General features: G+C 65.2%; 18 protein-coding genes. 11 read left to right on the plus strand and 7 right to left on the minus strand.

The window, feature by feature from the left end; all coding sequences use genetic code 11:
- Positions 1-19 precede the first annotated feature (19 nt).
- Positions 20-1345 (minus strand): TolC family outer membrane protein, encoded by a 1326-nt coding sequence (locus tag AAF184_10390; GenBank protein MEO0422734.1) that lies wholly within the window; start codon positions 1343-1345, stop codon positions 20-22.
- Positions 1346-1721: 376 nt separating this feature from the next.
- On the opposite strand from AAF184_10390, the gene AAF184_10395 reads away from it, so the two are divergent.
- The 4 genes from AAF184_10395 (at position 1722) to AAF184_10410 (ending at position 5314) form a co-directional block, all read left to right on the plus strand.
- Complete coding sequence (locus tag AAF184_10395) at positions 1722-1916, plus strand: hypothetical protein (protein ID MEO0422735.1); 195 nt, start codon at positions 1722-1724, stop codon at positions 1914-1916.
- A 268-nt stretch (positions 1917-2184) separates the two neighbouring features.
- Positions 2185-3120 (plus strand): hypothetical protein, encoded by a 936-nt coding sequence (locus AAF184_10400; GenBank protein MEO0422736.1) that lies wholly within the window; start codon positions 2185-2187, stop codon positions 3118-3120.
- Between the two features lie 148 nt (positions 3121-3268).
- Positions 3269-4243, plus strand: coding sequence for a hypothetical protein (locus AAF184_10405; protein ID MEO0422737.1), 975 nt, complete (start codon positions 3269-3271; stop codon positions 4241-4243).
- 135 nt (positions 4244-4378) lie between these two features.
- On the plus strand, positions 4379-5314 hold the full coding sequence (locus AAF184_10410; GenBank protein MEO0422738.1) for a cupin domain-containing protein: 936 nt from the start codon (positions 4379-4381) through the stop codon (positions 5312-5314).
- Positions 5315-5577: 263 nt separating this feature from the next.
- Here AAF184_10410 and AAF184_10415 read toward each other — a convergent pair whose 3' ends face one another.
- Positions 5578-7518 (minus strand): tetratricopeptide repeat protein, encoded by a 1941-nt coding sequence (locus AAF184_10415; protein ID MEO0422739.1) that lies wholly within the window; start codon positions 7516-7518, stop codon positions 5578-5580.
- A gap of 388 nt (positions 7519-7906) precedes the next feature.
- Here AAF184_10415 and AAF184_10420 point away from each other — a divergent pair, with 388 nt between their 5' ends.
- From AAF184_10420 to AAF184_10430, 3 genes are read left to right on the plus strand one after another with little or no spacing between them, the layout of a single operon-like run.
- A complete protein-coding gene (locus tag AAF184_10420; GenBank protein ID MEO0422740.1) occupies positions 7907-8854 on the plus strand; it encodes a caspase family protein in 948 nt (315 codons plus the stop codon).
- Between the two features lies 1 nt (position 8855).
- Positions 8856-9353 carry a hypothetical protein gene (locus AAF184_10425; protein MEO0422741.1) on the plus strand — a complete coding sequence of 166 codons (498 nt, stop codon included), beginning with the start codon at positions 8856-8858 and terminating at the stop codon, positions 9351-9353.
- A gap of 4 nt (positions 9354-9357) precedes the next feature.
- Positions 9358-10167, plus strand: coding sequence for a caspase family protein (locus AAF184_10430; GenBank protein MEO0422742.1), 810 nt, complete (start codon positions 9358-9360; stop codon positions 10165-10167).
- Positions 10168-10182: 15 nt separating this feature from the next.
- On the opposite strand, the gene AAF184_10435 is transcribed toward AAF184_10430, so the two are convergent.
- Positions 10183-13101, minus strand: coding sequence for a hypothetical protein (locus tag AAF184_10435; GenBank protein MEO0422743.1), 2919 nt, complete (start codon positions 13099-13101; stop codon positions 10183-10185).
- A gap of 840 nt (positions 13102-13941) precedes the next feature.
- On the opposite strand from AAF184_10435, the gene AAF184_10440 reads away from it, so the two are divergent.
- Positions 13942-14646 (plus strand): hypothetical protein, encoded by a 705-nt coding sequence (locus AAF184_10440; GenBank protein ID MEO0422744.1) that lies wholly within the window; start codon positions 13942-13944, stop codon positions 14644-14646.
- A gap of 91 nt (positions 14647-14737) precedes the next feature.
- Here the strand turns inward: AAF184_10440 and AAF184_10445 are convergent, their stop codons facing one another.
- The 4 genes from AAF184_10445 to AAF184_10460 form a co-directional block, all read right to left on the minus strand.
- Positions 14738-16666, minus strand: coding sequence for a DUF3857 domain-containing protein (locus tag AAF184_10445; protein ID MEO0422745.1), 1929 nt, complete (start codon positions 16664-16666; stop codon positions 14738-14740).
- Positions 16663-17784 (minus strand): hypothetical protein, encoded by a 1122-nt coding sequence (locus AAF184_10450; protein MEO0422746.1) that lies wholly within the window; start codon positions 17782-17784, stop codon positions 16663-16665. Before AAF184_10450 ends, AAF184_10445 begins: the two co-directional genes overlap by 4 nt.
- Positions 17785-18391: 607 nt before the next feature.
- The gene (locus AAF184_10455; GenBank protein MEO0422747.1) at positions 18392-18892 is read right to left on the minus strand and encodes a hypothetical protein; all 501 of its coding nucleotides are present in this window, start codon (positions 18890-18892) and stop codon (positions 18392-18394) included.
- Between the two features lie 188 nt (positions 18893-19080).
- Positions 19081-21336 (minus strand): NHL repeat-containing protein, encoded by a 2256-nt coding sequence (locus AAF184_10460; GenBank protein ID MEO0422748.1) that lies wholly within the window; start codon positions 21334-21336, stop codon positions 19081-19083.
- 469 nt (positions 21337-21805) lie between these two features.
- Between AAF184_10460 and AAF184_10465 the strand changes: the two genes are divergently transcribed.
- The 3 genes from AAF184_10465 to AAF184_10475 all read left to right on the plus strand — a co-directional run.
- Positions 21806-25093 (plus strand): glycosyl hydrolase, encoded by a 3288-nt coding sequence (locus tag AAF184_10465; protein ID MEO0422749.1) that lies wholly within the window; start codon positions 21806-21808, stop codon positions 25091-25093.
- Complete coding sequence (locus tag AAF184_10470; GenBank protein MEO0422750.1) at positions 25090-25572, plus strand: rhodanese-like domain-containing protein; 483 nt, start codon at positions 25090-25092, stop codon at positions 25570-25572. Before AAF184_10465 ends, AAF184_10470 begins: the two co-directional genes overlap by 4 nt.
- On the plus strand, positions 25569-25950 hold a 382-nt coding region (locus tag AAF184_10475), incomplete at its 3' end, for a PEMT/PEM2 methyltransferase family protein (protein MEO0422751.1). The genes AAF184_10470 and AAF184_10475, both read left to right, overlap by 4 nt.

The following is a 25950-nucleotide window of genomic DNA, read 5'->3' on the forward strand; positions in this document are numbered from 1 at the left end:
CACCGCGCCCGTGCCCCCCTCAGTCCCTGGCCCCAGGCACCCGACTGGCCGGCGCGTCGACCAGCATGGCGTCGACAGCCATGAGATCTGCCTGATTCAAAATGCCAGCCACCCGCTTCAGGCGCAGGGAGTCGAGCAGGAAGTCGTAGCGCGACTGCAGATAGTCCCCGCGCGTGAGGTAGAAGTCGCGTTGCGCGTCGAGGATGTCGAGGGCCGTGTTCAGTCCCGCCTCGTAGCCGCGCTCCTTCGACTCCAGGGCACTGCGCTGGGCCTCGAGCGACTCCAGCAGCGACGGCACCTTCGACAAGCCCGTGACCACGTTGCGGTAAGCGCCGCGCGCCTCGCGTTCGCTCTGGCGCTCGAGCAACTCGAGCTCATCTCGCGCCCGCCCCAGCTCTGCCAGCGCACGACGAACACGAGCGTTGACCGCACCGCCTTTGTAGATGGGCACCTGCACGCGCAGGAGCAGCTCCTGCGTCTCCACTTCACTGCCACCGCCGAAGAGGGTACCGCCCGTGTCACGATCGGAATCGGTGACCACCAGATCGAGGCTGGGGTAGCGGGCACCGCGTTGGACTCGCACCTCACGCTGAGCAGCCTCCACCGCCTGACCTGCGGCAGCGATGCGCAGGTTCTGCGCGAGGGCGGCATCGACCCAGGACTGGCCATCGACGGGATCAGGTTGCGTAAGATTGATCGTCGCTTGCAGCGCCTCGCGACGCAGGACGACGGGGCCGACCGTTTCCTCCAGCGCGCGGAGCGCGTCCTGCTGGCGGTTCTCGGCCTCCAACACCTGGACGTCGGCGACGGCGGCCCGTGCCTTCGCGTCGTAGACATCCACGCGATTGGCCATCCCCGCCGCGCGACGGGCTTGCACCAGCTCGAGGTTCTCCTTGATCGCCAGCTGTTCAGCCAGCGCCAAGTCAAAGCCATCGTTAGCTGCCAGCACGGCGAGATAGCGTTCGGTGACGCGGAAGATGAGTTCCTGCTCCTCCGCTGCCAGGGTCTGGGCTGCCTGCTGCACCACCGCCTTGGCGCGCTGCATCGACTGCCACAGGTCGTAGCGGAAGATCGGCTGGCGCAGACTGATGATCAGGTTGTCGGTGGGAAACGTGGAGCGACCGGCACCGAACACCTCATTGTCGCTGCGCACGATGTTCTGCTCGGTCTCGATGTTCTCGTAGACGATGTCGAGGGAAGGCAGATAGGCCGATCGTGCGAGGGGCCGTTCCTGAGCTTGGGCGTCGTACTCGTGGCGTGCCGCTAGAAAGCGCGGATCCTCACTCAGGGCGCGCTCGTAGAGCTCGGCGAGTTGGCCAGCTTGCGTCCCCGGCAGCATCAGCATGTACACGACTAGTGCAATGCAGCATCGCCTGCATAGTTGGAGCATCCGTGGTCCACCCGCTGTTCTTGTTTTCCCCTGGTCGGCGTAACCGACATGTCTCTGAGACTACACAAGCCCTTCTGTCGATGTCACAGGAATTCACAATTGAGCGAATGAAGCGGCCGCCGCCAGCTACGCTGCACTGCGTTAAGTCAAGCCCGCTGCCCAGACTGCCCTAGCGGGCCGTCCCCTGTGCAGTTCCGATGAGCTTGGAAGCGTCGACCGGGTGAAGAAAGCACTGGATCTGCCGGTCCCCGTCAGTCCAGCTGCCTGCCGTCGGCGACAGGGTGGCGACGTCTAGGTCCGACTCTTCACCCTGGACTGCGAGGCGGCAGGCTTGCGAGTAAGCCCCGGCGATGAGGTCCGCATCACGGCCAGAGCCTTGATCCCTCCTCAAGATCCGGGGCGCTTCAACGGCACCGCCACAGGCTTCGCGGTGGCCGACCCGGTGCAATACGTAAACCGTACGCTCGGCGAGCGCCTGCACTGGGTGGCGATCGGAGCGGTGTGGGATTGTGAACGGGCAGGGTGATGCTACGAGTGCTCCCCCTGCCCTAATTATATTGATCGCTACGGAGTCCCGAATCCCGAGCGATTGAGGCGGCAGGACCAGGGACGCCGCAGGCCTAGGACCACTGGTACCGAAGGCGAGTCCCTTGAACCCCCAATGCTTTACGCGCTACCGATCCGCAGTAACGCGAACACGATCGTTGTAAGCTCTGTGGCGACTTGGTTCGTGCATAGGTGATGTGCTTCATCACCCTTGCAGTCACTCAATATCGCCCTCCCGGAGGAGCCTCATGATCCTTGGCACCGTACGCCAGCACCTCAACACGGCCCTGCTCTGCGCGGCCCTGCTCGTCGCCCCAGGGGCCTTCGCCGCCTATACGCCGGCGCTCCCGGATGGCGGCAAGATCCCGCTCAGCGAAGTCGTCGAAAGGCCGAAGAATGTGCGCTGGGCGAACGGGACTGCCGAGGTGAACTGCCAGGTGCTGGTCACGCGTAAGGGGAAGGCGGGGGGAGCGAAGTGCGGCCTCGCCGAGGGGATCAAGGGCAGCACGTCCGAGAGCGTGTTGGGCGCCACCTACGCCGGCCTGCGACGCGCGAAGTTCCAACCAGCCGAGGTGGAAGGCAAGGCAGTGGACGTGGTGATGAGTGTGCGGGTGAAGGTTCGCTGTATCGGTGACAAGTGTAACGTCAGCGCCTACCCGAACCTCGGCTTGTACACCCAGGAGCACGGCGACAACTACGTGGCCCCCCAGGAGATCTTGAGCAGCCAGGCCACCTGGTACGAACGCATGCTCAAGGACGCCGCCTGCAAGAACGGTAAGGCCGCCCGCGAGCCGTGCGTGGACGACGGCGCCTTCCGCCTGGTGGTGTACGTGGATGTGGATGACGCAGGCACCCCCACCAATGCACGCAGCCGACGCAATCCACTAACCGCCGATGCAGACGCGCTGATGGAGAAGGCCCATGCGTCGGTGGAAGCCTCGCAGTTCATCCCCGGCCTCGTCGGGGGCACCCCGAAGCCGATGACGGTGCTCAGCTCGAGCCTGCACTACTCCAACAACAAGAGCATTCCGAAGACCATCTGCGTGGACAACACGGAGCTGGGCTCACGGCTGGCGACCAAGCGTTGCTACAACGCGCAAGAGCACGCGCGGGTGAAGCCGGGCTTGCAGATCTACAGCTGGCTGCCCATGACCACCGGCACCAACATCGGCACCGACGGTTAGGGCTACCGTCAAGCAAAACCTCACCAAGGCCAGGGCGCCGGGTTAGATCAGTTTCCGGCGCACCTGCGTATCACCCATTGGCGGCGTTCAATTCGAATGCCGACCGGCCTCGACCTCAATTGAACGGATGCAATTGAGAGGTGCCCCGATGAAGCCTGCGACCTGCCTACTCCTCGCCTGCCTGACCGCCGCCTCCCTCCCCGTCGTCGCTCAAGACATCGTGGCGATCGACCGTGGCTGGTACGACAGTGATGGTTTCCACGACCCCGACAATCCCAACTACATCGCCGGCGAGTTCCTAGACAGATCGATCGCCCACAACTTCTTCGTGTTCGATCTGGCCGGAGTGTCCGAAGAGATCACCAACGCCGGCCTGCGCCTGTTCGTGCCCGAGAACGGCTTCGTCACGGACGAAGGCTTCGAAACCTACTCGCTGTTCGAGGTCACGAGCGAAATCGATGCCCTGATCGCCGGTGCGGGCGGGACCGAGGCGCACGCAGATTTGGCAGGTGGCGTGCTCTACGGGGAGCTAACGGCCACCGGGCGCGACCGCGGCGCCACGATCACCCTGCCACTCAACGCAGACGCCATCGAGGCCCTCAACGCACGACGGGGCGAACGCATCGCCTTCGGCGGCGCACTAGACGCCACGGCGCCTGAACTCCCAGGCGAGTTCCTGTTCGGCAACTCCGGGTCACTGCCTTCCGACACCCGCCTCGTGCTCGAGACCAACGCGCCGGCTAGCGTCGGCATCACCGTCGCCGGCGTAGTCACGCTCGCCGGGATCTGCGAAAACCTCACGAACGCACAGCGCGTCACGATCGCCGGTGAGGGCGCCCCGCCAGTCACCACTCTGGACTGTGAAGCGGCAGGCTTGCACGCTAGCTCAGGCGATGAGGTTCGCATCACGGCCCGGGCCTTCGTCTTTCCTCAAGACCCGGGACGATTCAACGGTACGGCAGAGGGCTTCACGGTGGCCGACCCGGTGCAATGCGCGAACCGTACGCTTGGCGAACGTCTGAATTGGGTGACGATAGGTGCGGTGTGGGATTGTGAGCGGGCAGGGCTCAGTCTCAACGGCCGGGAGATCGTGCAGGTGACCCTGCGTGGCACGGTGGACTAACCTGGGTTGATCACCCTGGCGATTGCCGACGTCGGTCCCAGGCTACCTCGCTCGTAGCGCCCATGCGCATACTCACGATACTTGAGTTAAGGTCAATGCGGCGATGGCTCGTCGCCGAAGCCTGAGTAGCGCCTCGTGTCACACACAAACCCGTTGTTGGGCGGCCAGCACGCCGAAGGTTTCCTGTCCCAGTATTGGCAGCGCAAGCCCCTGCTCATACGGCAAGCATTGCCCGGATGGGCCAATCCCCTCGAGCCGCAAGAGCTAGCGGGCTTGGCATTGGAGGAGGAGATCGAGTCTCGCCTGGTGCTCGAGCACGGCACATCGCCGTGGGAGTTGCGCCATGGGCCGTTTTCCGAGCTCACCTTCGCTGAACTTCCCGAGACAGGGTGGACCCTGCTCGTGCAAGGGTTGGATCTGTGGGTTCCCGAAGTGGCCGCCCTGCTCGACCGGTTTGATTTCATCCCACGTTGGCGACTGGATGACGTGATGGCCAGCCTGGCTGCCCCCGGCGGAAGTGTAGGACCCCATTTCGACCAGTATGACGTCTTTCTGCTGCAGGTGGTGGGCGAGCGACGATGGCAGGTGGGAGCGCTGTGTGACGAGCGTACCCCCTTGCTGAAAGACACGGATCTCAAGATCCTGGCGGAGTTCACCCCAGAGCATGAGTGGCTGCTGCGTCCTGGTGACATGTTGTATCTGCCGCCTCGGGTAAGCCATTGGGGGGTCGCGCACACCAAGTGCGTAACGTACTCCGTGGGTTTTCGCTCACCCAGCGTCGCGGATATGTTGGCGGATCTGGCGGGTGATCTGCTGGAACGTGACGCGAGGGCCATCTACCAGGATCCGCCGTTGCATCCGGCTATGGCCAGGGACGACATCGATACGGCGTTCGTCGCCCAGGCGAAGCGTCAGCTACTGGAGTTGATCGATGACGATGAGTTGGTGGGCGATTGGCTGGCGCGCTTCATGACATCGCCGAAGTACCCCGATCTACTGAATTTCACGGATGAGAAACGTCAGGCAGACTGGAACGGGGCGACGTATCGAAACGGTCGGCGCATAGGCTAGGGTTTTCTTGGCGAGCTATACCACTGGAAGCTCTATCAATACGACGAAGCGATCAAATCCTAGCGTGCGGCGCGAGCGATTGAGCGCACGGGGTCGATGTATCCGCAGGTCGCGTCCTACGCGAAGACTGTATCGACCGATCCAGAGGTCTTCAGTCGACCGATCAAGGGCAAGAAGTTTCGGGCGCGTCTGCGGAAGTAGCGGTTACCCTTCCCGCTTAGCGTCCACAGGCGGCCGCTGACTAGCCGACCTCGTCGCCACCCTCACGTCCCCGAAGGCCGAAGCAAGGAAGCGAAGCGCGGGCTATCGCGAAGGACCTGCAGATCCGGATCCTGAGCGACCAAAATACGATAGCTCTCGTTAGCCTCAACCGCGCTCTCTAGTGCATCGAGAGCGCCGACCGCGTCCCCCGCGGCCAGCCGAACAAGACCCTGGTAATAGAGCACCTCGGCGTTGCCGCCGGACATCTCGACACCCCGCTCGAGCAACGGCAAACCGGTGTCCACCTGATCGAGTCGGGTGTAGTAGAGACCCAGCAGGGAGAGCGTCCACCAGTCGTTTGCATTCACTTCGAGGCTCGCTTGCGCAAGCTCCACCGCACGCTCGAAGGTGCCCTGCACCCGCGGGTGCTCGCTCGGCACAAAGCGCTGCGCATCGCCCAAGCGGCCCCACAGCGCATGGTCATCGGGCGCGAGCTCTATCGCCCGGCGTTGCATCTGCACGGCTTGCGTGTAGTCACCGGAATAGAAGTAGTAGATGCCGGTGTTGGTCAACCCTTGACGCGTGGTCGCCAACGCCAGCGAGCGCTCGAAGGCCGCGCGCGCCCGCGGTAGCTCGCCGAGCATCCAGTAGGCCGCCCCCTTGCCGGCGAAGCCCGAGGCCACATCGGGAGCGAGCCGGTTGACGTACTCGTACGCCTCGGCGGCCTCCCGATAGCGCTCCGCACGGTAGAGTTGTGCCGCCCGCGCCTCGTGGCCCCGCCAGTCCGCGGGCCGGCGGGCGATGGCTTGATCGAAGGAGGCGAGCGCCACCTCGTTGCGGTCCTGCTGGGCGAGGATCTCGCCCCGTTCCACGAGGGCTTCCACGTTGCCCTCGTCGAGGGCCAACACCTGATCCACGCTCACCAGGGCGCGCTCGTACCAGCCGCGCTGGCGGTAGAGCCTCGCGAAGGCAAGCTCGACCTCCGGCTCCACCTGCCCTTGCAGTGCGCGGGCCCGTGTACAGGCCTGCTCGGCGGCATCGAAGTCATCCACCGTTGAGGTGACCTCGTAGAGGCCCAGCTTCGCCTGGCACACGCCCGCATAGGCCGCGGCGAAGTCGGCATCGATGGCCAGCGCGTCCGCGAATAACGCCGCCGCCCGGCGCATCGCCGCCGCCGACGGGGAACGGCGCAGCTGATCAAGGCCCTGCAGGTAGTAAACATAAGCACCTACCGCGTCCGTCGGTCGACGCTTGAGCTGGGCCACCGACTCCATCGACAAGGCCACCTTCAACTCGTCGACCACAGCCCTCGCAATCTGCTCCTGGATACCGAAGATATCGTCCAACGTTCGCTCGTAGGTCTTGCTCCACGTGTGGTAGCCGTTGCTGCCGTCGACGAGGGTGGCGCGCACCCGAATCTGATTCCCTTCCTGGCGCACGCTGCCTTCCAGCACGTGTTTCACCCGCAACAGGTCGGCCACCTCGGTCACGTCGAGCTGCGCGTCGCGAAAGCGGAAGGAAGAGGTGCGGGCCGCCACTTCCAGTTCGTTCAGGCCGGCCAGTAGATTGAGGATCTCCTCCGCCAGGCCGGCGGCGAAGTAGGCCGTCTCTTCGCGCCCGCCCAGGTTCTCGAAGGCCAGCACCGCGATGCTATCGGGCAGCATCGCCGGCACGGGCTGGCGGGACACGTCGGGGTTGGCCAACAGGGTGCTCACGCTCCAACCCCACGCCAGCAGAGCACTCGCAACGATCGCGAGCGCCAGCGCATCCGCCGAGCGTGGCCCTCGCGCCGCGTCCTCCCCCTCACCGCGCCAGAGGGGCAGATCGAGCACCAGGCGATTGGATTCGATGGCGATCAACCAAGCCAGGGAAAACACCACCGGCAGGCCGGCGAGGGCTGCCACGATGGTGGCACGCATCGCCCACTCGGGCAGGCCCAGGGGCTCGAAGGTCACTTCCGCCCCTTGCAGGACCAGCCATGCCGCCACGGCATAGGCTGTCACCGCACGCAACACCTTTCGGCGACGGGCTTCGGTGGCGAGAGTTCTAAGAAAGCGCAGGATGGCGGGTCGCCCTCGTCCTTGAAATCGGGTGCCATGAAAGACTTCGTGCCCGGCGCACCCCCTAACGGCGATGGCTCGCCACGATCAGCCGACCGGTATATGGTACTCGGGCACGCCAACACAGACGAGAGACACCATGCAAGCACCAGTCCGAGCTGAAGATCGACGTGGCCCACCCGACAAGCGTCCAGGCGAGCGACGCGGCCCGCCGGACAAGCGCCCGGGCGAGCGCCGTGGGCCACCGGACAAGCGCCCCGGGGAGCGAGACGGTCCGCCTGACACGCGCCCTGATAACGCTCAACACTAGCGCCATCCGACGGCCTGAAGCATGAGTAGGCGCGCCCTCGTCGTCGGTATCAACCAGTACGATCACCAGCCGAGCCTCACCTGCTGCGTCGACGATGCAAATGCCCTTGCGCAGCGCCTTGCGACCCATCACGACGGCGCCCGCAACTACGATTGCCTCACGCTGACGTCAGACAAAACGCGCATCACGGCCTCGTTACTGCGCCAGCGCGTGGGCCAGTTGCTGAGCGATCTGCGTGGCGGTGATGCGCTGCTCTACTTCTCCGGCCACGGCCTGGGCACTGATGAGGGAGGCTGGCTGGTCACGCAGGAAGCGCAACCGGGCGGGGGGTATCCCATGGGCGAACTCCTCGACGCCGCCAATCGCAGCGGCGTCAATTCGATCACGGTGATCCTCGACTGCTGCCACAGCGGGAGCATGGGCAGCACGGGCGAAGACGGTTACGCCAACCTAGCAGAAGGGGTGACGATTCTGGCCGCCTCCACTGCCTCCCAGGAGTCGCACGAAGGGATGGCGAACAGCTTGTTCACGGAGCTCCTGCTGAGCGCCCTGGATGGCGGCGCCGCCGACGTGCGCGGACAGGTGTCCGCCGCCGCCGCATATGCGTATGCGGAACAAGCCCTGGGCGCCTGGCAGCAGCGCCCCATGTACAAGTCGCATGCGCGGCACCTCGCGCCTCTGCGCCGCTGCGCCCCCGCCGTGGAAGATGCCGAGCTACGCCTCCTGCAGGAGTTGTTTCGCTCACCCGATCGGCCCGTGGTCATGGACCCCAGCTACGAGCACACCAGCGAGCAGGCAGACCCGCAGAACGTTGCCACCTTCAACCGCTTCAAGGCCCTACGCAACGCCGGCCTGCTCACCACCGAGGACGGTCTGGACTTGTACTTCGTCGCCATGCAGTGCCGCCACGTGATGCTCACCCCGCTCGGACGCTTCTACTGGCGCCTGGCCAAGCAGGGCCGCTTCTAAGTTGGGTACCCCCACGACCAGCGCCTTTCGCCGTGAACGCAATGAGTACGGCCCGAACTACGACAACGACTATCTCACCTTATATAGTGACTATGTCGCATCCGCTGATCGCATCTCGGACCGCCGCCAGCTCGCGAACTCCTTTTTCCTCACGGCCAACACGGCCCTGCTGGCGCTCACCGGCTACTTCAGCGAGGACGGGGACAGCCTGATCTGGCTAGCGGCCTTCGCCGGCATCCTATTCAGCTTCACCTGGCGCCGACTGATCACCGCCTACCGCAACTTGAACGCCGCTAAGTTCGATGTGATCAACCAACTCGAGCAGCGCCTGCCCTTCGCCGCCTACGAGGAAGAATGGGTACGTTTGAAACAACGCGAAGCGGGGCACGGGGGCTTCAGTACGATCGAGTCCATCGTGCCGGCGACCTTCATGATGTTGCACGGCGCCGTATTCATGTTCAGCGCTGTGCGTTGGATACAAATGCACACGGCAGGATAATCCCATGAGCAGGGGACTTTCACTACACATTGGCCTGAACGACGTCGATCCAGAGCACTACAGCGGTTGGTCAAGCCCCCTGCAGTACTGCGAGGAGGACGCCCGGGCCATGCACGAGATGTCCGTCTCCCTGGGCTTCACAGCCACACAAATCACCGGTGCCGAGGTGACCCGCGATCGGGTGATCGGCGCCATTGAGGACGCGGCTAGGCGCCTCGTCGCTGGGGATCTCTTCTTCCTGACCTACGCGGGCCATGGCGGCCAGGTCAAAGACGTTGATGGCGATGAGCAGGGCGGCGACGGTAGGGACGAAACCTGGTGCTTGTGGGACGGCCAAGTGCTCGATGACGAACTCAACGTCCTCTGGGCCCGTTTCCAGCCTCGCGTGCGAATTCTGGTGCTGGCAGACAGCTGTCACAGTGGGTCCGTCACCAAAGGGGCGTCGGGCGGCGAGGACGAGAATGACCCGACGGCACGCTTCCTGCCGCGCGCCGCCGCGCGCGCCACGGTGCGCAAGAACTGGCAGTTCTACGACAACCTTCAGTACGACCTGCCCAATCCCCGGCCGGCGATCAACGCCAGCGTGAGGCTGCTGGCCGGCTGCCAGGACGATCAGCGCGCCCGCGAACAAGACGGTCACGGCGACTTTACCCGTGCCCTCCTGGCGCTGTGGGACGAGGGGCGCTTCGAGGGCAACTATCGCGCCTTCTACCTCGCGCTGGCCCAACGGATGAGCGCCACCCAGCAGCCCAACCACCTCGTGCTCGGCCGCCCCGACCCCACCTACGACGAGCAATCACCCTTCACCATCTGACCGGTCCTCGCCGCGCTACTCGAGGCCTAGGCGCCGGTACTCAACCTGGGGCAATGCGGGTACCCAGTCAAAGGCTCGGAACAGTTCGTCGAAGTCGAGGATGCGCGGCACGTAGTAGGCATTCTCTGAGTCATCTAACGTGTCATACACCACCGTCACGACGTGTCGGTGGCCATTGAAGAAGCCTACGTTCCAGTAGTAGGCGGTGCGTGTCGGCAGCGCGATCGACGCCTTTCGCTGCCCCTCAAGATCCCATAGCTGCGCTGCGCCGTTGAAGGGCAACATGGCGAGCAACCGCGAATCTGACGATAGCACCACGCGCTGCGGCTCGGCACCGAAAGCTAGCAACAACGGCGGTGATGGCGAACCGGACGATGGGGCCCAGTCCCACAGGCGGGCATCGTCCTCGCCTAGCGATAGAATTTGTCGACCATCAGGCGTGAGCGTCGCCTTCTGTATCAAGGGCTGATGGCCCGACGCCAACGCCTTCCTGGGCGCTGTCTCGCCGCCGGCCGCAACTGCTGCGAGATCGTAGATGCGCCATGTCTCATCACGCGCGCAGGCAAGCAATAACAGATCGTCGCGGAACCGCTGTGATAGCAAATCGCAGGGCTCTACCCGCCACTGAACCTCACCGAAGTCGTCGCCTCGATCATCCGCCCGGCGCACCACGATCAGCGTCTCGGTTGTGGTCAAAGCGACGTCCGTGCGGTTCGTACCACCCGTGACCGTGACCTCTTCGCTGTCCAGCACATCCACGGTCACGCCGTCGGGCGGGGTACAATCGAAGCGACAGTCGTCGTTACCGTAGTAGAGATCAGCGCGCTCCCATTCCCCCTGCTCGATGCCAAGCAGTTCCCTGACGATTTCGCCGGACGCCGACGGTAGGCGAGGTAGATGCCACTCGCGCACATAGCCATGGTGGTTGGTCGTCAGCACCGGGTCGACCGGGTGGAACACCGGTAGACCGCCCTCCACCTCGCCGTGGTAACGCCCGGCAGCATCCCAAATCCAGGTCCGCTCCTCCACCTCGTCGCCGCTGGCAATCCAGCGATCGTTTGGGGACACCACCGCGTGGAAGCCGTGCATCTCCAGGCGCATCTCGTGGCGCCCGTCGCTCCCCGGTTCCAGGGACCACAGGCGAGGATGGCGATCCCAGGTGTCGTCGACGGCGAAGCCGCCAGTGGTGATCAGCCCGCCGAGAGCGAAGTAGGCATGGGTGCCGGGGACGCTGGCCACTTGCTCCCCGTCGCGGGTCATGACCACGGTGTAGCCGTTGCCTGCCTGGGCGTTGGGGTAGTCGCTTGGGCGTTGACCGGTGACCACCAGCTCAGCATCGGGCTGATCGCCTACGGGACCGGCGCCGACCTGTTCCTGCCGCTTAAACGGATAGGCATCGCGACCGGTAAAGGCGAGGTAGTCTGCGAGCTCCCCGTAGACGGTCATGGCGAGCATCGTGCCGTCCGCGGACCATACCGCGTCGCGCGCCCCCACCTTGGCGAGGGCGACGCCGTCGGCGTCCATCAACACGGTGCCCCTGGGGTCTTGCACCGCGAAGCGCTCTCGGGCGGGATCGGCCACCGCGCGCTCCGCGCCCGGTGCCGGCACCAGCTGCTGCAGCTCGCCGGCAGGGGTAAACACGAGGAGCACGTCATCACACACTTGAACCGCCTCACCGAACCAGGCGGGGCGCGCATTACCGCTGTCGCCGCGCGGTTCGTATTCCCCGCTGGCGATGTTCCAGATCCTCGCCTCGGCCGACGTGCGCCGCGGCGCGAGTCTGAAGCCGAGGCCGCCGGGATGGATGTCCATTGCGAACTCAGCCTCATTGCCGCATTGCGCGAGCAGTGCCTCGCCGCGCGCGTCCACGCCCTCCACCGTCGTCGTCACCGGGTCACTCTCGTTGATCACGAGCAGTCGGCTGCCATCGCCGATGAACCGCGCGCCGTGGACGGGCTCGGGCAACGCACTGACGCCACCGCCGAAGCGATCCCTGACTTCGATCGTTAGCCTGTCGTCGAACGCGTAGGCCACCATCAACGTCGAGCCGTCCGGCGAGTAGCGGGCGAAGTCCCAGGCGAGATCCGGGAACTCCGCCAACACTACCGCGGGGCTGCGGACGAACTCCCAGGCGATGTCCTGCACCTTCGGGTCGTCCTTACCGAAGCGCTCCCGTGCCACGCGCGCCACCTGCACCGCATGGGCGAGGCGCTCGTGATCAAGGTCGTTGCGCACCTCATTGAGGAGGCTGTTCTTGACAGCACGATCACGCTGGCGCTCCGCCCGATTCTGCGCCAGCACCGCCAGCACGGCGAACACCGATGCTGCTACGAACAGGCTGGAGAGCGCGGCGATGGCCACATTGCGGATACGCATGGCACGACGAAACTGCAGCACCTCCTCGCCCAGCATGTCGTCCAGGGACACGCCTCCAAGCGTTGCCGACAACCTGGCAACCGCCTCCTTGAAGGGCGCGTTTTCGAGTCCCAGCTCGCGCTGCCCTCGCGCCCAGCGCAGATCGAGATACAGCGGCTGGGACTTGTAGCGTCCGCGCAGGCATTGCGGCAGGCAATCGGTCGCCTCCCAGTCGAAATCACCGGCCGCGTTGTCCCACGCCACGTTGCCGGCGCACACCACGATGAGCATGCGATCGAGGGGCCGGTTGGCGATCCAGTAAGCCACCTCCGCGGGCACCCACGGCGAGGCTGCGGACTCCGGCGATGCCAGGAGGATCAGGTACTCGGAGGCATCCATGGCGCTTTGCACCGCGGCGAGTAGATTGGGGGTCAGTGCCTGACTGTCCAGATCACGGTAGACCCGTCGCGCCCTCAGCTTGTGCCAGGGTTTGGCGAAGCGTGCCAGGCCGTCGTCCAGCGCCGTGGCGACTGGCAGCTCGCTACTGTGCTTGTAGGAGATGAACGCGTCGTAGCTCATCGACGTGCCGCCAGCGCGCGGCTGGAAAAACAACTTGGTGGGGGCCGCAGTCCGATAAACAGAGTCATTGCGTTTCCATCGACGTTATCACCGTAGGCGCGTACCCCTTCCCGGACGGGGCAGCCGCAACAGAATATAGTAAGCCAACGCTGGGAGTGCCGTTTCAGGGCAGACGCTGCTCTCCACGGCTTGCAGCCCAGTCACCGGCCAAGTGCGCGAGCGATCCCCTGTATCAGCCGGGCGGAGGCACCCTCCGTCGATCGCGGCCCAATCAAGATGTACTCACTTGCGTTCGGCGCCACCAGCGGTAGGGTGTTCCCCTTCGACCTGCGATAGCTCGGCGCGACAGCGATGCGGCCCATACAGCACTCGATCAGCGCCCCCCGACACACGCCGCGATCCAAACCGTAGCGCCCACGCGAACACTCACGGTAGTCGGGTTAAGGTCAGTGCGGCGATAGCTCGTCGCCCAAGCCTGAGCAAGCGCGTCGTGTCAGACACCAACCCGCTGTTGGGCGGCCAGTACGCCGAAGACTCCTGTCCCAGTATTGGCAGCGCAAGCCAATGCTCATCCGGCGGGCCTTGCCCGGATGGGCCAGTCCCCTTGAACCGAGAAGCGGGCCCCGGTGATCGCAGTCGCTCGCTGACGCACGCTCATCGATCGCCAGGGGGACGCTTCGAGTTCTGTTATACCGAACGGTGTCATCAGGCACTTGCCGATGGATGGCAGATCAGGTCTACTTTTGCGCACCGAGTCAACTAGCCGCTTAGCCCTGGAAGCCGCTTTATCGTGGCGTCCAAGACGCCGGGCCTAACTTCCAGCAACGAGAACCCACGCCGATGAATTCCCGTTTCGTTTCGCCCTACTCCCTGCTGTTGGCCTGCCTGCTGTCGACGAATGCCCTGCTGCTGCAAGGCTGCACCATCAACGCGGTCTTGCCACAGGAAGCGTTCACGCCCGAGCCAGGCGCCCCGGCCGGCTACCTGGTAGGCAGTATCGGCGTGCAGACCGAGGGAGAGTACGTCTCCCGCAACGACTTCAGCTACATCGACTATCGTCAAATCGGTTCAGAGGATGGCGCGACACTGCGCTTCGCCCAGGGAATGTTCCGCACGGAGCCCGACTACGAAACGGAACAGACCAAGGGCGTGGTGTTCGCGCTGCCGCTTACACCGGGCGAGTACGAGCTCTACCGCATCCGCTTCTACTACAACAACGGCAGTGTCGAGAAAACCCACGTTTCCGACGAGTTCTCCATCCCGTTCGAGATCCGGCCCGATGAGGTGCTGTACCTCGGGGAACTGCTCAGCTACGGCGCCTGGGGCAAGAACATCTTCGGCATCGCAGTGGCCGACGGCGGCTTCTTCGTCCTGCGCGACCAGCGCACCCGTGACCTGCCGCTGATCGAGTCGCGGCATTCGGAGGTCGCCGGCCCGCCGATGCGCGCCGCCGACTTCGCCGCGTACGCACCGCCGCTGATCTTTTCCGGCGAGGCGTTCGATGCCGAGACCGTGGCCGATGGTACGGCGGGCGATCCTCCGTGACGGACAAAAAGATCAGGTCCCCCATCCGCTGATACTGATCTGCTCCGGGGAAGAGCCACCTAGCCTGGCTCGGTAGCGTCCCCTGCACGCCCTATTGCCGTGACTTGGCGTACACGCGCAGCTTGGCCTGTTTGTAAAACAGATTCATGAACTCACGAAAGGACTCCATCTCCTGCACGGCCAGCTCGCGAGCCGGTACGTAGAGGGTGGAGGTGAATTCGATGTGGTCATCGTGCTGTTCCACCGACTGCTTAAAGCTGCCGAAGCGATGCTGCAGGTCCAGCACGGGACCGGCGAAGCGATGGCGCCAGCTGCCGCCGTAGTCGAGACGGTAGCGGGCGGTCACCTGCAGGCCGGGAAAGGAGGTCCCGTAGGACTCCTGCTCGGGGTACACGCTGGCCAACTCGCTCCTGATCCACACGCTGGGCTCGGTGTAGAAGATGTCTTCCCCGGTCGCCACCAGTTCCTCGAAGTGGTTCTCTGAGCTCACCACAAGGGTCGGCGACAGATCGCCGAGGCCTTCGAAGGTGAAGGTGGGTTCGCCCATGGAAGAGACCACATCGGCGTAGCTCTCTTCCGCGTGCCGCTGCCGCTCCTTCACGTCCATCGGCGCGTAGCCCGCGCGCATGAGCCCGGCGTACTCGCCAAGATAGCGCCGCACCTGACGTTCGTGCTGGCCACCCTTCTCATCGAAGCGCAGCTCCGTATCCACCTCCAGGCGCCAGCGATAGGTGCTCGCGGGCAATAGCTGCAGCTGCGCACCCGGAAGCAGTGGCAGGGCCATCGCCCCCTGGACGGATGCCGTCAGGTGCTCGGGGTCCGTGTAGGCGTCGGTCGGATCCACACACCGCACCTCGCCGCGCAGACGCGCGCAGACGATCATATGGTCGAAGTAGTGCATGCCGGCCAGGGGAGCGCTGGTCAATTTGCTGCGCTCGGTGCTGACCAGTACCGGCCAAGCCCGCGTGCCCGCTTCCTGCAACAGGGCGACCAACAGAGCGGACTTGTCCTTGCAATCTCCGTAGCGGCTGGTGGCCGTGTCGTCAACGGCATGGGGCGTGATCAGGTTGCCCGCCGTCGACCGACTGACGTAGCGCACACCGCGCGCAACGTGATCGAACAGGGCCGCGAAGGCCTCCTCCTCGCCATCGCTCTCGCTGGTCAGCGAACGCGCCAGGGGCCCGATCTGCTCCCGCTGGGTCAGGGCCGAATCGAAGGCATCGCGTGCACGCTTGACCACGTCTGACCAGTCCTGGGCCACGGTGATGACGAACGCGGGTAGTTCGTCGTACCAGTCCACGCCCGCCTCGATCACCGGCGCCGGAATGTCCTCCCCCCGGCAGGCGACGCTGCGCATCCCCTCCTCGCAACTCAAAAAGGGCAGATCTCGGGTCCATTGCACCGCGAGATCAGGCGCCCAGGCCGCACTGACCTCCAGCCGATGGCGCGGATACTCGCTCTGCAGAAAGACATCCTCCGACCACAGGTGCTCGGAGGACCTCAGGTCGGTCACCAGGACGTAGTCGATGACAGTGAGCGACCCCTCCTGCAGGGCCGGATACAGGAGACTGACGATCTTGCTGTCCGTGTACACCTGGTAATCATCGGGGTAGTCGTCGACCTCGAGATCCTTCTCCGTGAGCCAGCGAACGCTGCCATCGGGCGAGACGCTCGCGGCCTGTCGGATCTCGAGGCGATCGGAGAAACCATCGAACACAATGCTGTGGTCAGCCTCAGCCTGGATAGCTTCCTGGGAGCCGAAACGCACCACGCGGCGGACCCGCGTCTCCACCGAGTCCTCACCGATCTGATAGTGGACGCGAACGAGTAGCTGATCGACCCCGGAGGAAGGCGCAGTCTCAGCACTGAGCTTGCGTGCCTCCCGGATGATGCCGTCGGATTCGGTCTGGGCGAGTTGCACGCGCTCCACGTCCTGCGCGCGGGGAACGGACGTGAGCGCGAGCAGCAGTAACACGCCGACAGCCCAGGCGTTCGCAAACATCGTTCGACCGGCGTTCAAGGGCGATCCCATCCGCTGACCAGCGCCACCAAGTTATCGCGAAGGGTCGGAAAGGAGATCTTGGCGGCCGTCGTCTCGGCGTAAAACTCCAGCACCTGCCCCTCACCGCCGATGACCGAGGCGACCAGCACCCATGGATCCCCCATCGACCTCCCCTCGCAAACCACCGTCGCAATTACACTCACCTCGTCCTTTGCAATCCGCCTCGTCTCCTCGCACTCGCGAACGGAGGTCAGGGCGTAGTCGTGGGCATTCTGCACATGGTAGTCGATCACTTCGTCCACACTCAGCTCACCGCTGTAGTCAAAGACGTAGAGCGACGTCAGGGCAGGACCGGCGAACTCCACCTCCGCCTCCTCGTCGGCGAGAAACCCCTGTTGCACGAGGGACCAGTTCCCGTCCGTAATCGGGATGGCGAAACGCCCCTCAGGATCCTCGTAGGTGCTCCCCGCCACCAGTGGCGTGCTGTTGGCCCCGGTCAGGATCGCAAGACCAAGCCCCAGCCAGAACACCAGCCCGATGGGCACGGTCAGCCACTCGAACACGCCGAGACCAGACTTCTTCCGCCGCCACCGAACGAGTCCCTCGGGAAGGGCGCGCTTGGTGCCGTTCACCACGGCGCTCATACCGGTCGCCCCGGCAGCGATGGCCGCCACGATGGCGACGTACATCCACATCGGCAGTTCGATGCGGCTGCTCACCGCGGCACCTATGGACGCCACAAACATCCAGAAGACGATGAAGCCGCGCACGTTGTCTCGCCCGTCTACGCCGTGCTCGCGGCCGAGGTCTGCGTAGGGCTCCATGAATCGAGGCACGGCGATAGCGTAGACGAGGGGCCCACCGATGGGCATCAGAAACCAAAGGATGGCGCGGCGAGGCTCGCGGCCAAGGGCCCCCATCTCCCGCGCCCGGGCGTAGAGCCAGAAGGGAAAGTAGGCGCCGAAGGTCAGGAAGAGGACCAGGAAGTCAATCCACCAGGAACGGGGAGCCTGCCACTTCGGCGGCTCCTTCGTTTCGGTGCCGGTGTCGGCATCCGCGGCTGCCACGGACTTGGCAGCTTCGTCCAAGGCTGGCGCGCCATCCTGCGGCACGCTGTCGTCGCTGTGTTCACTCATGACGTGACTTCTCGAAGGCCAGACCAAATCGCCCTATCGCTTGCAGATCGTCTCCTCGTCATCGCTAACGAATGGCGACCTCAGCGTCCTGCCGCCCGGCCCGTTAGCGGAGAAAACAGGCTCCGGTAATCTACCCCATCCTGGACAGCGAACCGAAAGCAAAAGAGGGATAGAGGCTATCGGCCAAGTATGCTCGGGCGCCTACGAACCCGCTTGCGCTCCCCACCTTCACATCCACAGCCGCTACCGCCACGTCTTACACATAAGACAAGCTGCGCTCCTCTCACCCGACTTCGCCCAGTGCTCCAATGTCACGCCGCCTCGTGACGAACGAGACCTGGCGACGGCCATTTCCGGTCACTCGCATATCCTTGACCGGCAGCCCCCGACAAGCCGCTACACGGGCGGCCCTCAGAGTCACCCCATCGCCACGCAACTCCCGGGCTCCCGCACCCAATTCACCCGCTGGCGCATACCCGCTGGCGCGCGGCACCGGACTGATCGGTCAGCCGAAGGCTTGGCGTCCGCGATGGTAGGCTTATAGCCGAACAGCTCTTGTAGGTGGTCACTTGACGAAAAGTAAGGAGAGTTCGCAGGAAACGCGGGTCTAGAGGCCGGGCACACACGCCGGATAGCCGAACCCCCAGCGCCACGGCAGCCCCGTGCACGGCCCGCCACCGAGTCGCACCGCATTGAACATCGCTTCGGCGATGGCCGCATAGGCGCGATCGACGCTGGTCGCATCGACACCGTACGCCTCGGCCAGCTCCGTGCGACGGGTGAAGCCTTCCGCGATCACGCAGTAACGGAGCGCATCATCGGCTGCCAGCCGGGCGTCGAAACTCTGCGCTGCTTCGGTCGCCCGCCCGGCCTCGTGATAGGCACGGTCATGCGCGACACAGCAGCGCTCCCACGGTGGCCGTCCTTCGTGAGTCGCCTCGAAATCGGGAAAGACATCGGCCGCCACGCGCCATGCCGTGGAGAGCCCGCCGCTGCAGCCATCGGTCGTGAATGGTGCGAGCGTCGCGTCGGGGGCGGCGATCCGCGACATCAGCGACTGATGGCCAGGTAGCTCGAGGGTGCGCTGGATCGAGGTGGTGATGCTCAATTGTGCCGGGGCTGCTGAGGTCATCATCAGCAGTGCCGCCGCTACGACGCCGCGAACTGTTGTCCTGGCGCTACGCATGGTGCCGAGCGATAGACATCTGATTTGCCGACAGCTCAGGTGCAACATATCTGCGGCCATGTATCGAACGCCCCGCGGAAGCATAGCCAGCACACGCGTTACTGGTGGAGTTACGCTTCCCCGCAGGCTCTGTCGGATTGCTCGATGTCATCGAACTGGAATGTCCAGTTCGTCGGGTCGTTGTCGGCATCCCCAACAACGCCCAGGTCGAAGAGCAAGGTGATATTGACGCCGTCACCGGTCACGCCATCGAAGTCGAAGCACAGCTCCTCCCATCCTCCGGTGCCCTGATAGGTGGCCGTGCGTTCAGCGGTGATCACCTCGAGCTTGAACAGCACGTCCACCCGGCGAGCTGCCCGCACTTTCATGCGGAAGAAAGCGCCGTCGGTGAGGGGGATCGGATCGCTCAGCACCAGTGTGCTGCCACCGAAGGTCTCGCCGAAAAACTTCTGCGTCTCACCGGTGAACGCGCTGGGATTGTCGGCGTCAGGGAACGGATTGGGGACCACCTCAGACACACCGCCGCCGAAGTTGATGAACTCAGCCTCGCCGGACTCGAAGTCGACCGATAGGGCCACCTCACGGGGCGAGAACAGGAATCGATCGCCGGTTACCGGGTCTACCCGAAATAGCCCGCCGAGGGTATCGGTCTCGTCGGCCACGATCAACGAACCGCCGGGTTCCACGAGTAAGGCGATGGGATTTCTGAAGCGCTCCCCATCACCCACCCCCAAGCGAGCCGACGACACGACCTCGCGATCACCGGTGACCGGGTCTACGGCGAACACACCGAGCCTGTTGGGCTCCGAGTCCACCACGTAGATGGTGCCGTCAGCACCCAAGGCGATATCTCTGGGCAACCCGAAGGGCCGCCCGCTCCCAACCGTAAGTCCACTGACCACCTGCAGGTTGTCACCGTTCCGATCGAGGCGATAGATAGTGGCGAAGGCGATGTCCGCCACCAGCACGCTTCCATCGGCTTCCACGGCGACACTGACCGGACTGTTAAAGCCGCCCGCGAAGAAGGAGCGATCACCGGTCACCGGATCGATCCGCAGCAACTGGTCCCGTGGGCCACCGATGACGATCAGTGTGCCGTCGCCCGCCACGGCGATGTCATCCGGCTGTCTCATGATGAAGCCGGATCCCACCCTCTCCGCTACACCTGACACTATCGATCGCTCACCCGAGGTCGGTTCGACCCTCAACACCTCCTCCCGCTCGTTGTCTACGAGGAGCAGATTGCCGAAGGCGTCGATCAAGAGATCGCGGGGGGAGCGTAACGGTGGGCCACCCGCCGACACGTTGGTGGAGATCGCGAGCACTTCACCCGTGACGGGGTCAACGCGGAAAATCGCGTCGACCCCGTCATCGGCAATGTAGAGCATCCCGCTACTGTCCTGTGCGACGCCCAGCACTTGTGCATAGGGCTGCGGCGGTGGGTTGCTGGAAAGCACCGAGCGCTCACCGGCCTGCGGATCGAGTCGGAACACCGCCTCCAGCGCAGGGTCGCTTACCAGCAGCATGCCGTCGGGTGCAGCGGTGACGTACGCCGGAGACAGCAACCACGGACCTGGCGCGTCCTCAGGACGAAGGAGGAACCGTGCGCCCGTCCCCGGGTTGACCAACACCACCGTGGCAAGCCCCGCATCCAGCACCGCGATAGCGCCGCTCGAGGTCGGTGCGAGAGAGGTCAGCTCGTCGAAGGGTCTACCCGTCCCGATTCCGGCGCCAGATAGGATGCCGCGGTCTCCTGTCGATCTGTTCACTCGGTAGACCACATCTCGCCCGGCGTCCACGACCAGCAGAGAACCGCTGGGCTCGATGAGCACATCGACCGGTTCCTGGAACGGAACGCCAACGCCAACGCCAGGCCCCGAGATCTCAGTACGCTCACCGGTCTGCGGGTCTACGCGAACGATACGAGCGCCCACCGCATCGGCGACGATCAGGATGCCCGCCGCATCTTCGACCAGCCCGCGTGGCCCCTCCAGCAGCGGGCCCGTCCCCACCGGCCCCCCGGAGACGATGCGACGACCGCCGGATTCGGGATCGACCCCGATCAATCGGTCCGTCAGGTTCGCCACCACCAACTCCCCGCTCGCGCTCTGCAGCAGATCCTGGACGCCGCTGAGCCGCGGCGCGAGCCCATCCTCCCCAGAGACCAGTGCACGCTCACCGCTGACCGGGTCAACCGCCAAGATGCGATCGCCGTCGCCATCTGCGATGTAAATCACCTGCCCGTCTGCTGCGGCGAAGATGCCACCGGGGGCGCCCAAACTGTCGTCTGCCTGGGTGCCCCACGCCTGCAAGGCAGGCACCACAAGCAACAACACGACACCCACTCGTGGCACGAGGTTCAGCATCAAAGTCCCTCAGTGGATCATGGACCGAAGCTATCCGCTAAGTAGAAACGCAATCTACCACGCTGCGAAAGCATAAGACGAATAAACGCTATCGCTGACGTACGCCCGATCCCGGCCAAACCCGCTGACGCCGTTCCTGCCGGGCCGCAGCTGTGGCGCTACACCACCTGATAGAGCAGCGTCTGCTCGGGCCGGTCGAGCACAGGCGCGCCAGCTACCCTCTGCGCTGAGGCCGCCTGCTTCCGCTTGACCACACCCTCCTACCACGCGCCGCCCTCCCGCCACCCGCGCTGAAGACGAGCGTGGCGAGGCTGATCAAGTAGCTGGGCAGGAGTATCCGACGCCCGCTGGGCCAAACGCCGCCGCACCGCGGCTCTCAGGCGCCTTCCGCCCGGGGCGGGTGCTCCTGACGCGTCCGAGCGCCTATGGCAGACTCTTCGCACCCTAGAAGACCAACCGGAGTGCCACGATGCTGCACGTGCTCACCTGTCTCGCCTCCCGCCACCCGAGATTCCTCGGCGCAATGCTGGCCCTACTGGCCGTCAGCCCCCTCGCACAGGCCGACGACCCCCGCCTGAGCGCCACCACCCTCAGCGGCCTGGAAATGCGCAGCATCGGCCCCGCCTTCATGTCCGGCCGCATCGCCGACATTGCGATACATCCCGAAGACGAGAGCACCTGGTACGTAGGCGTCGGCAGCGGCGGCGTGTGGAAGACCACCAACGCCGGCACCACCTGGTCGCCCATCTTCGATAAGCAGGCCTCCTACTCGATCGGCGCCCTCGCCATCGACCCCAGCCGACCGGACACGATCTGGGTGGGCAGCGGTGAGGCGGTCGACGGCCGCCACGTGGGCTTCGGCGACGGCATCTACCGCAGCCAGGACGGCGGCAAGACCTGGGAGAACCTAGGCCTTGCTGCGTCCGAGCACATCGCCCGCATCATCGTCCACCCAACCAACTCGAACGTCGTGTACGTGGCAGCTAAGGGCCCCCTTTGGTCTTCGGGCGGCGACCGCGGCCTCTTCATGACCGAAGACGGCGGTGCCAACTGGACCAACGTGCTCTCCGCCGGCCCTTACACAGGCGTCAACGAGGTGGTGATGCACCCGGACCAGCCGAACGTGCTCTACGCCAGCACGCACCAGCGCGCCCGCACGGTGGCTGCGCTGATCAACGGCGGCCCGGAGACGGCGATCTACAAATCCACGGACGGCGGCAAGCAGTGGCGTAAGCTGAGCACGGGTCTGCCGAGCGAAGACATGGGCCGGGTCGGCCTCGCCATCTCCCCGCAGGACCCCAACGTGGTCTACGCCACGATCGAACTCGCCCACCGCAAGGGCGGCTTCTACCGCTCCGCCGACGGCGGCGAGACCTGGGAGAAGCGCAACGACTACATCTCCGGCGGCACGGGCCCGCACTACTACCAGGAGCTCGTCGCCGACCCGCACAACTTCGATACGGTCTACCAGATGGACGTGCGCATGCACGTGACCCACGACGGCGGCAAGACCTTCACCGTGGTGCCCCACAAGTACAAGCACAGCGACAACCACGCCCTGGTCTTCTCGCCGACGGACCCCGACTGGATGCTCGCCGGCTGCGACGGCGGCCTCTACGAGACCTTCGACCGCGCGGACACCTGGAAGTACGTGGCGAACCTCCCCGTCACCCAGTTTTATAAGGTGGCCGTGGACTACGACGTGCCCTTCTACAACGTGATCGGCGGCACCCAGGACAACGCCACCCAAGCCGGCCCCTCGCGCACGGACAGTGCTAACGGCATCCGTAACAGCGACTGGTTCATCACCGTGTTCGGCGACGGCCACCAGCCCGCCATCGACCCGACCAACCCCGACATCATCTACAGCGAGTGGCAGCAGGGGAACCTCGTGCGCCACGACCGCCGCTCCGGCGAGGTCGTCTACATCAAGCCGCAGCCGCGTGAAGGCGAACCGTCCGAGCGCTTCAACTGGGACGCACCGGTCCTGATCAGCCCGCACAAGCCCTCGCGCCTGTACTACGCGTCCTCCCGCGTGTGGCGCAGCGAGGACTACGGCGACAGCTGGCTGCCCGCCTCCGGCGACCTCACGCGCCAGATCGATCGTCTCGAAGAGCCGATGATGGGCCGCGTGTGGAGCAGCGACGCCGTGTGGGACACCTACGCGATGTCCGCTTACAGCACGATCACGTCCCTCGCCGAGTCGCCGGTGCAGGAAGGCCTGCTCTACGCCGGCACGGACGACGGCCTGATCCAGGTGAGCGAGAACGGCGGCGAGACCTGGCGCAAGATCGATCGCCTGCCGGGCGTCGCGGACATGTTCTTCGTCAACGACATCAAAGCCGACCTCCACGACGCGGACACCGCGTACGTGGCCGTCGACCAGCACAAAACCGGCGACTTCGCCCCCTACCTCTACCGCACCACCGACCGTGGCCGCACGTGGGAAAGCATCTCAGGCAATCTGCCGGACCGTCACCTCGTGTGGCGCGTGGTGCAGGACGAGGTGAAGCCAGGCCTGATGTTCGCAGGCACGGAGTTCGGCGTGTTCTTCACCGTCGACGGCGGCGGCAACTGGGTGAAGCTCACGGGCGGCGCGCCCAACATCCCGTTCCGCGACCTCGCCATCCAGCGCCGCGAACACGACCTCGTCGGCGCCACCTTCGGCCGCGGCTTCTATATCCTCGACGACTACACGCCCCTGCGCGGCGTCTCCGAAGCCCAGCTAGCGGAAGAGTTCACCCTCTTCCCCGTGCGCGACGCGCCCTGGTACGTGGAGCGCCGCACCCTCGGCCAGGAGGGTGCCGCCTACCAAGGGGATTCGTTCTACGTCGCCCCCAACCCCGACTTTGGCGCCATGTTCACCTACTACCTGCGCGACGACCTGAAGACGGCCGCCGAGCAACGCGATGCCGAGCAGACCGAACTCGCCGAGCGCGGCGCCGACACGCCCTACCCCGGCTGGGAAACGCTCATCGAGGAGTCGCGCGAGGAGGCGCCCAAGCTCGTCTTCACCGTGCGCAACGCCCAGGGCAAGGTGGTCCAGCACATCGAGCAACCGGCCAAGGCCGGCTTCCACCGCGTGGCCTGGGACCTGCGCTACCCGCGCCTCGAGGCCTGGACGCCGAACGCCGGCGGTGACGAGTACATCCCCACCGGCGGCGCCCTCGCCCCGCCGGGCACCTACAGCGTGACCGCCGCCAAGCGCGTGGACGGCAAGCTCACCCGCCTCGGGGAGCCGCAGACCTTCAAGCTGGTGTCGATCGTCGAGAGCACCCTCGAGGGCCGCCAGCCCGCCGTTGCGTTCGCCTTCAATCGCGCCGTGGACAAGCTCGAAGGCCAGGCCTCCGCCGCCGCCGCCCGCATCGATGCGGGCATGCAACGCGTCACCGCCGTGCGCAGTGTGCTGCTGCGGACCAGCGAGGCCGATCCCGCCCTCGGCGCCCGCGCCTACGATATCGGTAAGGCGCTCGCGGGCCTGAAGGATCGCTTGCAGGGCAACGAAATGCGGGCGATGGCGAACGATGCTGGCACCCCAGCCGTGGGCGATCGCCTGTTCCACGCCGGTATCGGTCGCGTGCTCAGCACCTACGGACCCACCCAGGGCCATGAGATGAGCTTGCGCCTGGCGGAGGCCGAGTTCGCCAAGATCGCGGCCGAGCTCACGGACTTGCTCGACGTGCAGCTGGTGGAGATCGAGATGGCACTCGATGCCGCCGGTGCACCGTGGACGCCGGGGCGGGCCGCGACCCAGTGATCCCCTCGCGCGGTGTGCGCTATCGCTGGGTGATCGGCCTGTGGCTGCTCTTGCTCGCTGGCCTCGCGGCCAGCGAGGTACCCGTGGTCGATGCGCCCACCGCACACGGGTGGACGCAGGCGGGCAAGGTCACGCTGATCGATGTGCGCACGCCCGAGGAGTGGCAGGAGTCGGGCGTACCCGCCGGCGCGATCACGATCGCCCTGCAGGACCCCGACCTGCTGCGCAAGGTGATGCTGCAGGCGGACCGCGATCCTAACCATCCCATCCTGCTGATCTGTCGAACCGGACGGCGTTCCGGCATCGCCGCGGATCTGCTGATGAGGGCCGGTTTCCTGAACGTCGCCAACGTGCGTGAAGGCGTCGCGGGGCGAAGCGGCGTTGGACCCGGCTGGGTGCGGCGTGGCTTGCCCATGGAAGCCTACGATCCAGCGCAACACTCGCCGGCGGCCGCTAGCGCGGACGCGTCTACGCCATGAAGTTGCTGATCCCGCCCCCGGTGGTGGGGCTGCTGTGTGCGACGGCCGCCTGGGGACTCGATCGCTGGGGGCCTATCGGGGAAGTTCACCTACCGGGGCAGAAAGCGGTGGCGCTGGCGTTGATCGCCCTAGGGTTGACGATCGATGTGACGGCGGTGATCGCGTTCTTTCGGGCCAAGACCACCATCACGCCGTTGGCCCCTGACAAGACCAGTGAACTGGTGGTGAGCGGCTGGTATCGGTTCAGTCGCAACCCGATGTACGTGGGCATGCTGAGCGTGCTGATCGGATGGGTGCTGTGGCTGGGACAGCCCCTGGGCGTGCTGACGCTCGCGGTCTTCGTCGCCTGGATCAGCGTGTTCCAGATCCTCCCGGAGG

This window comes from Pseudomonadota bacterium (assembly GCA_039815145.1).
Lineage (GTDB): Bacteria > Pseudomonadota > Gammaproteobacteria > Steroidobacterales > JBCBZW01 > JBCBZW01.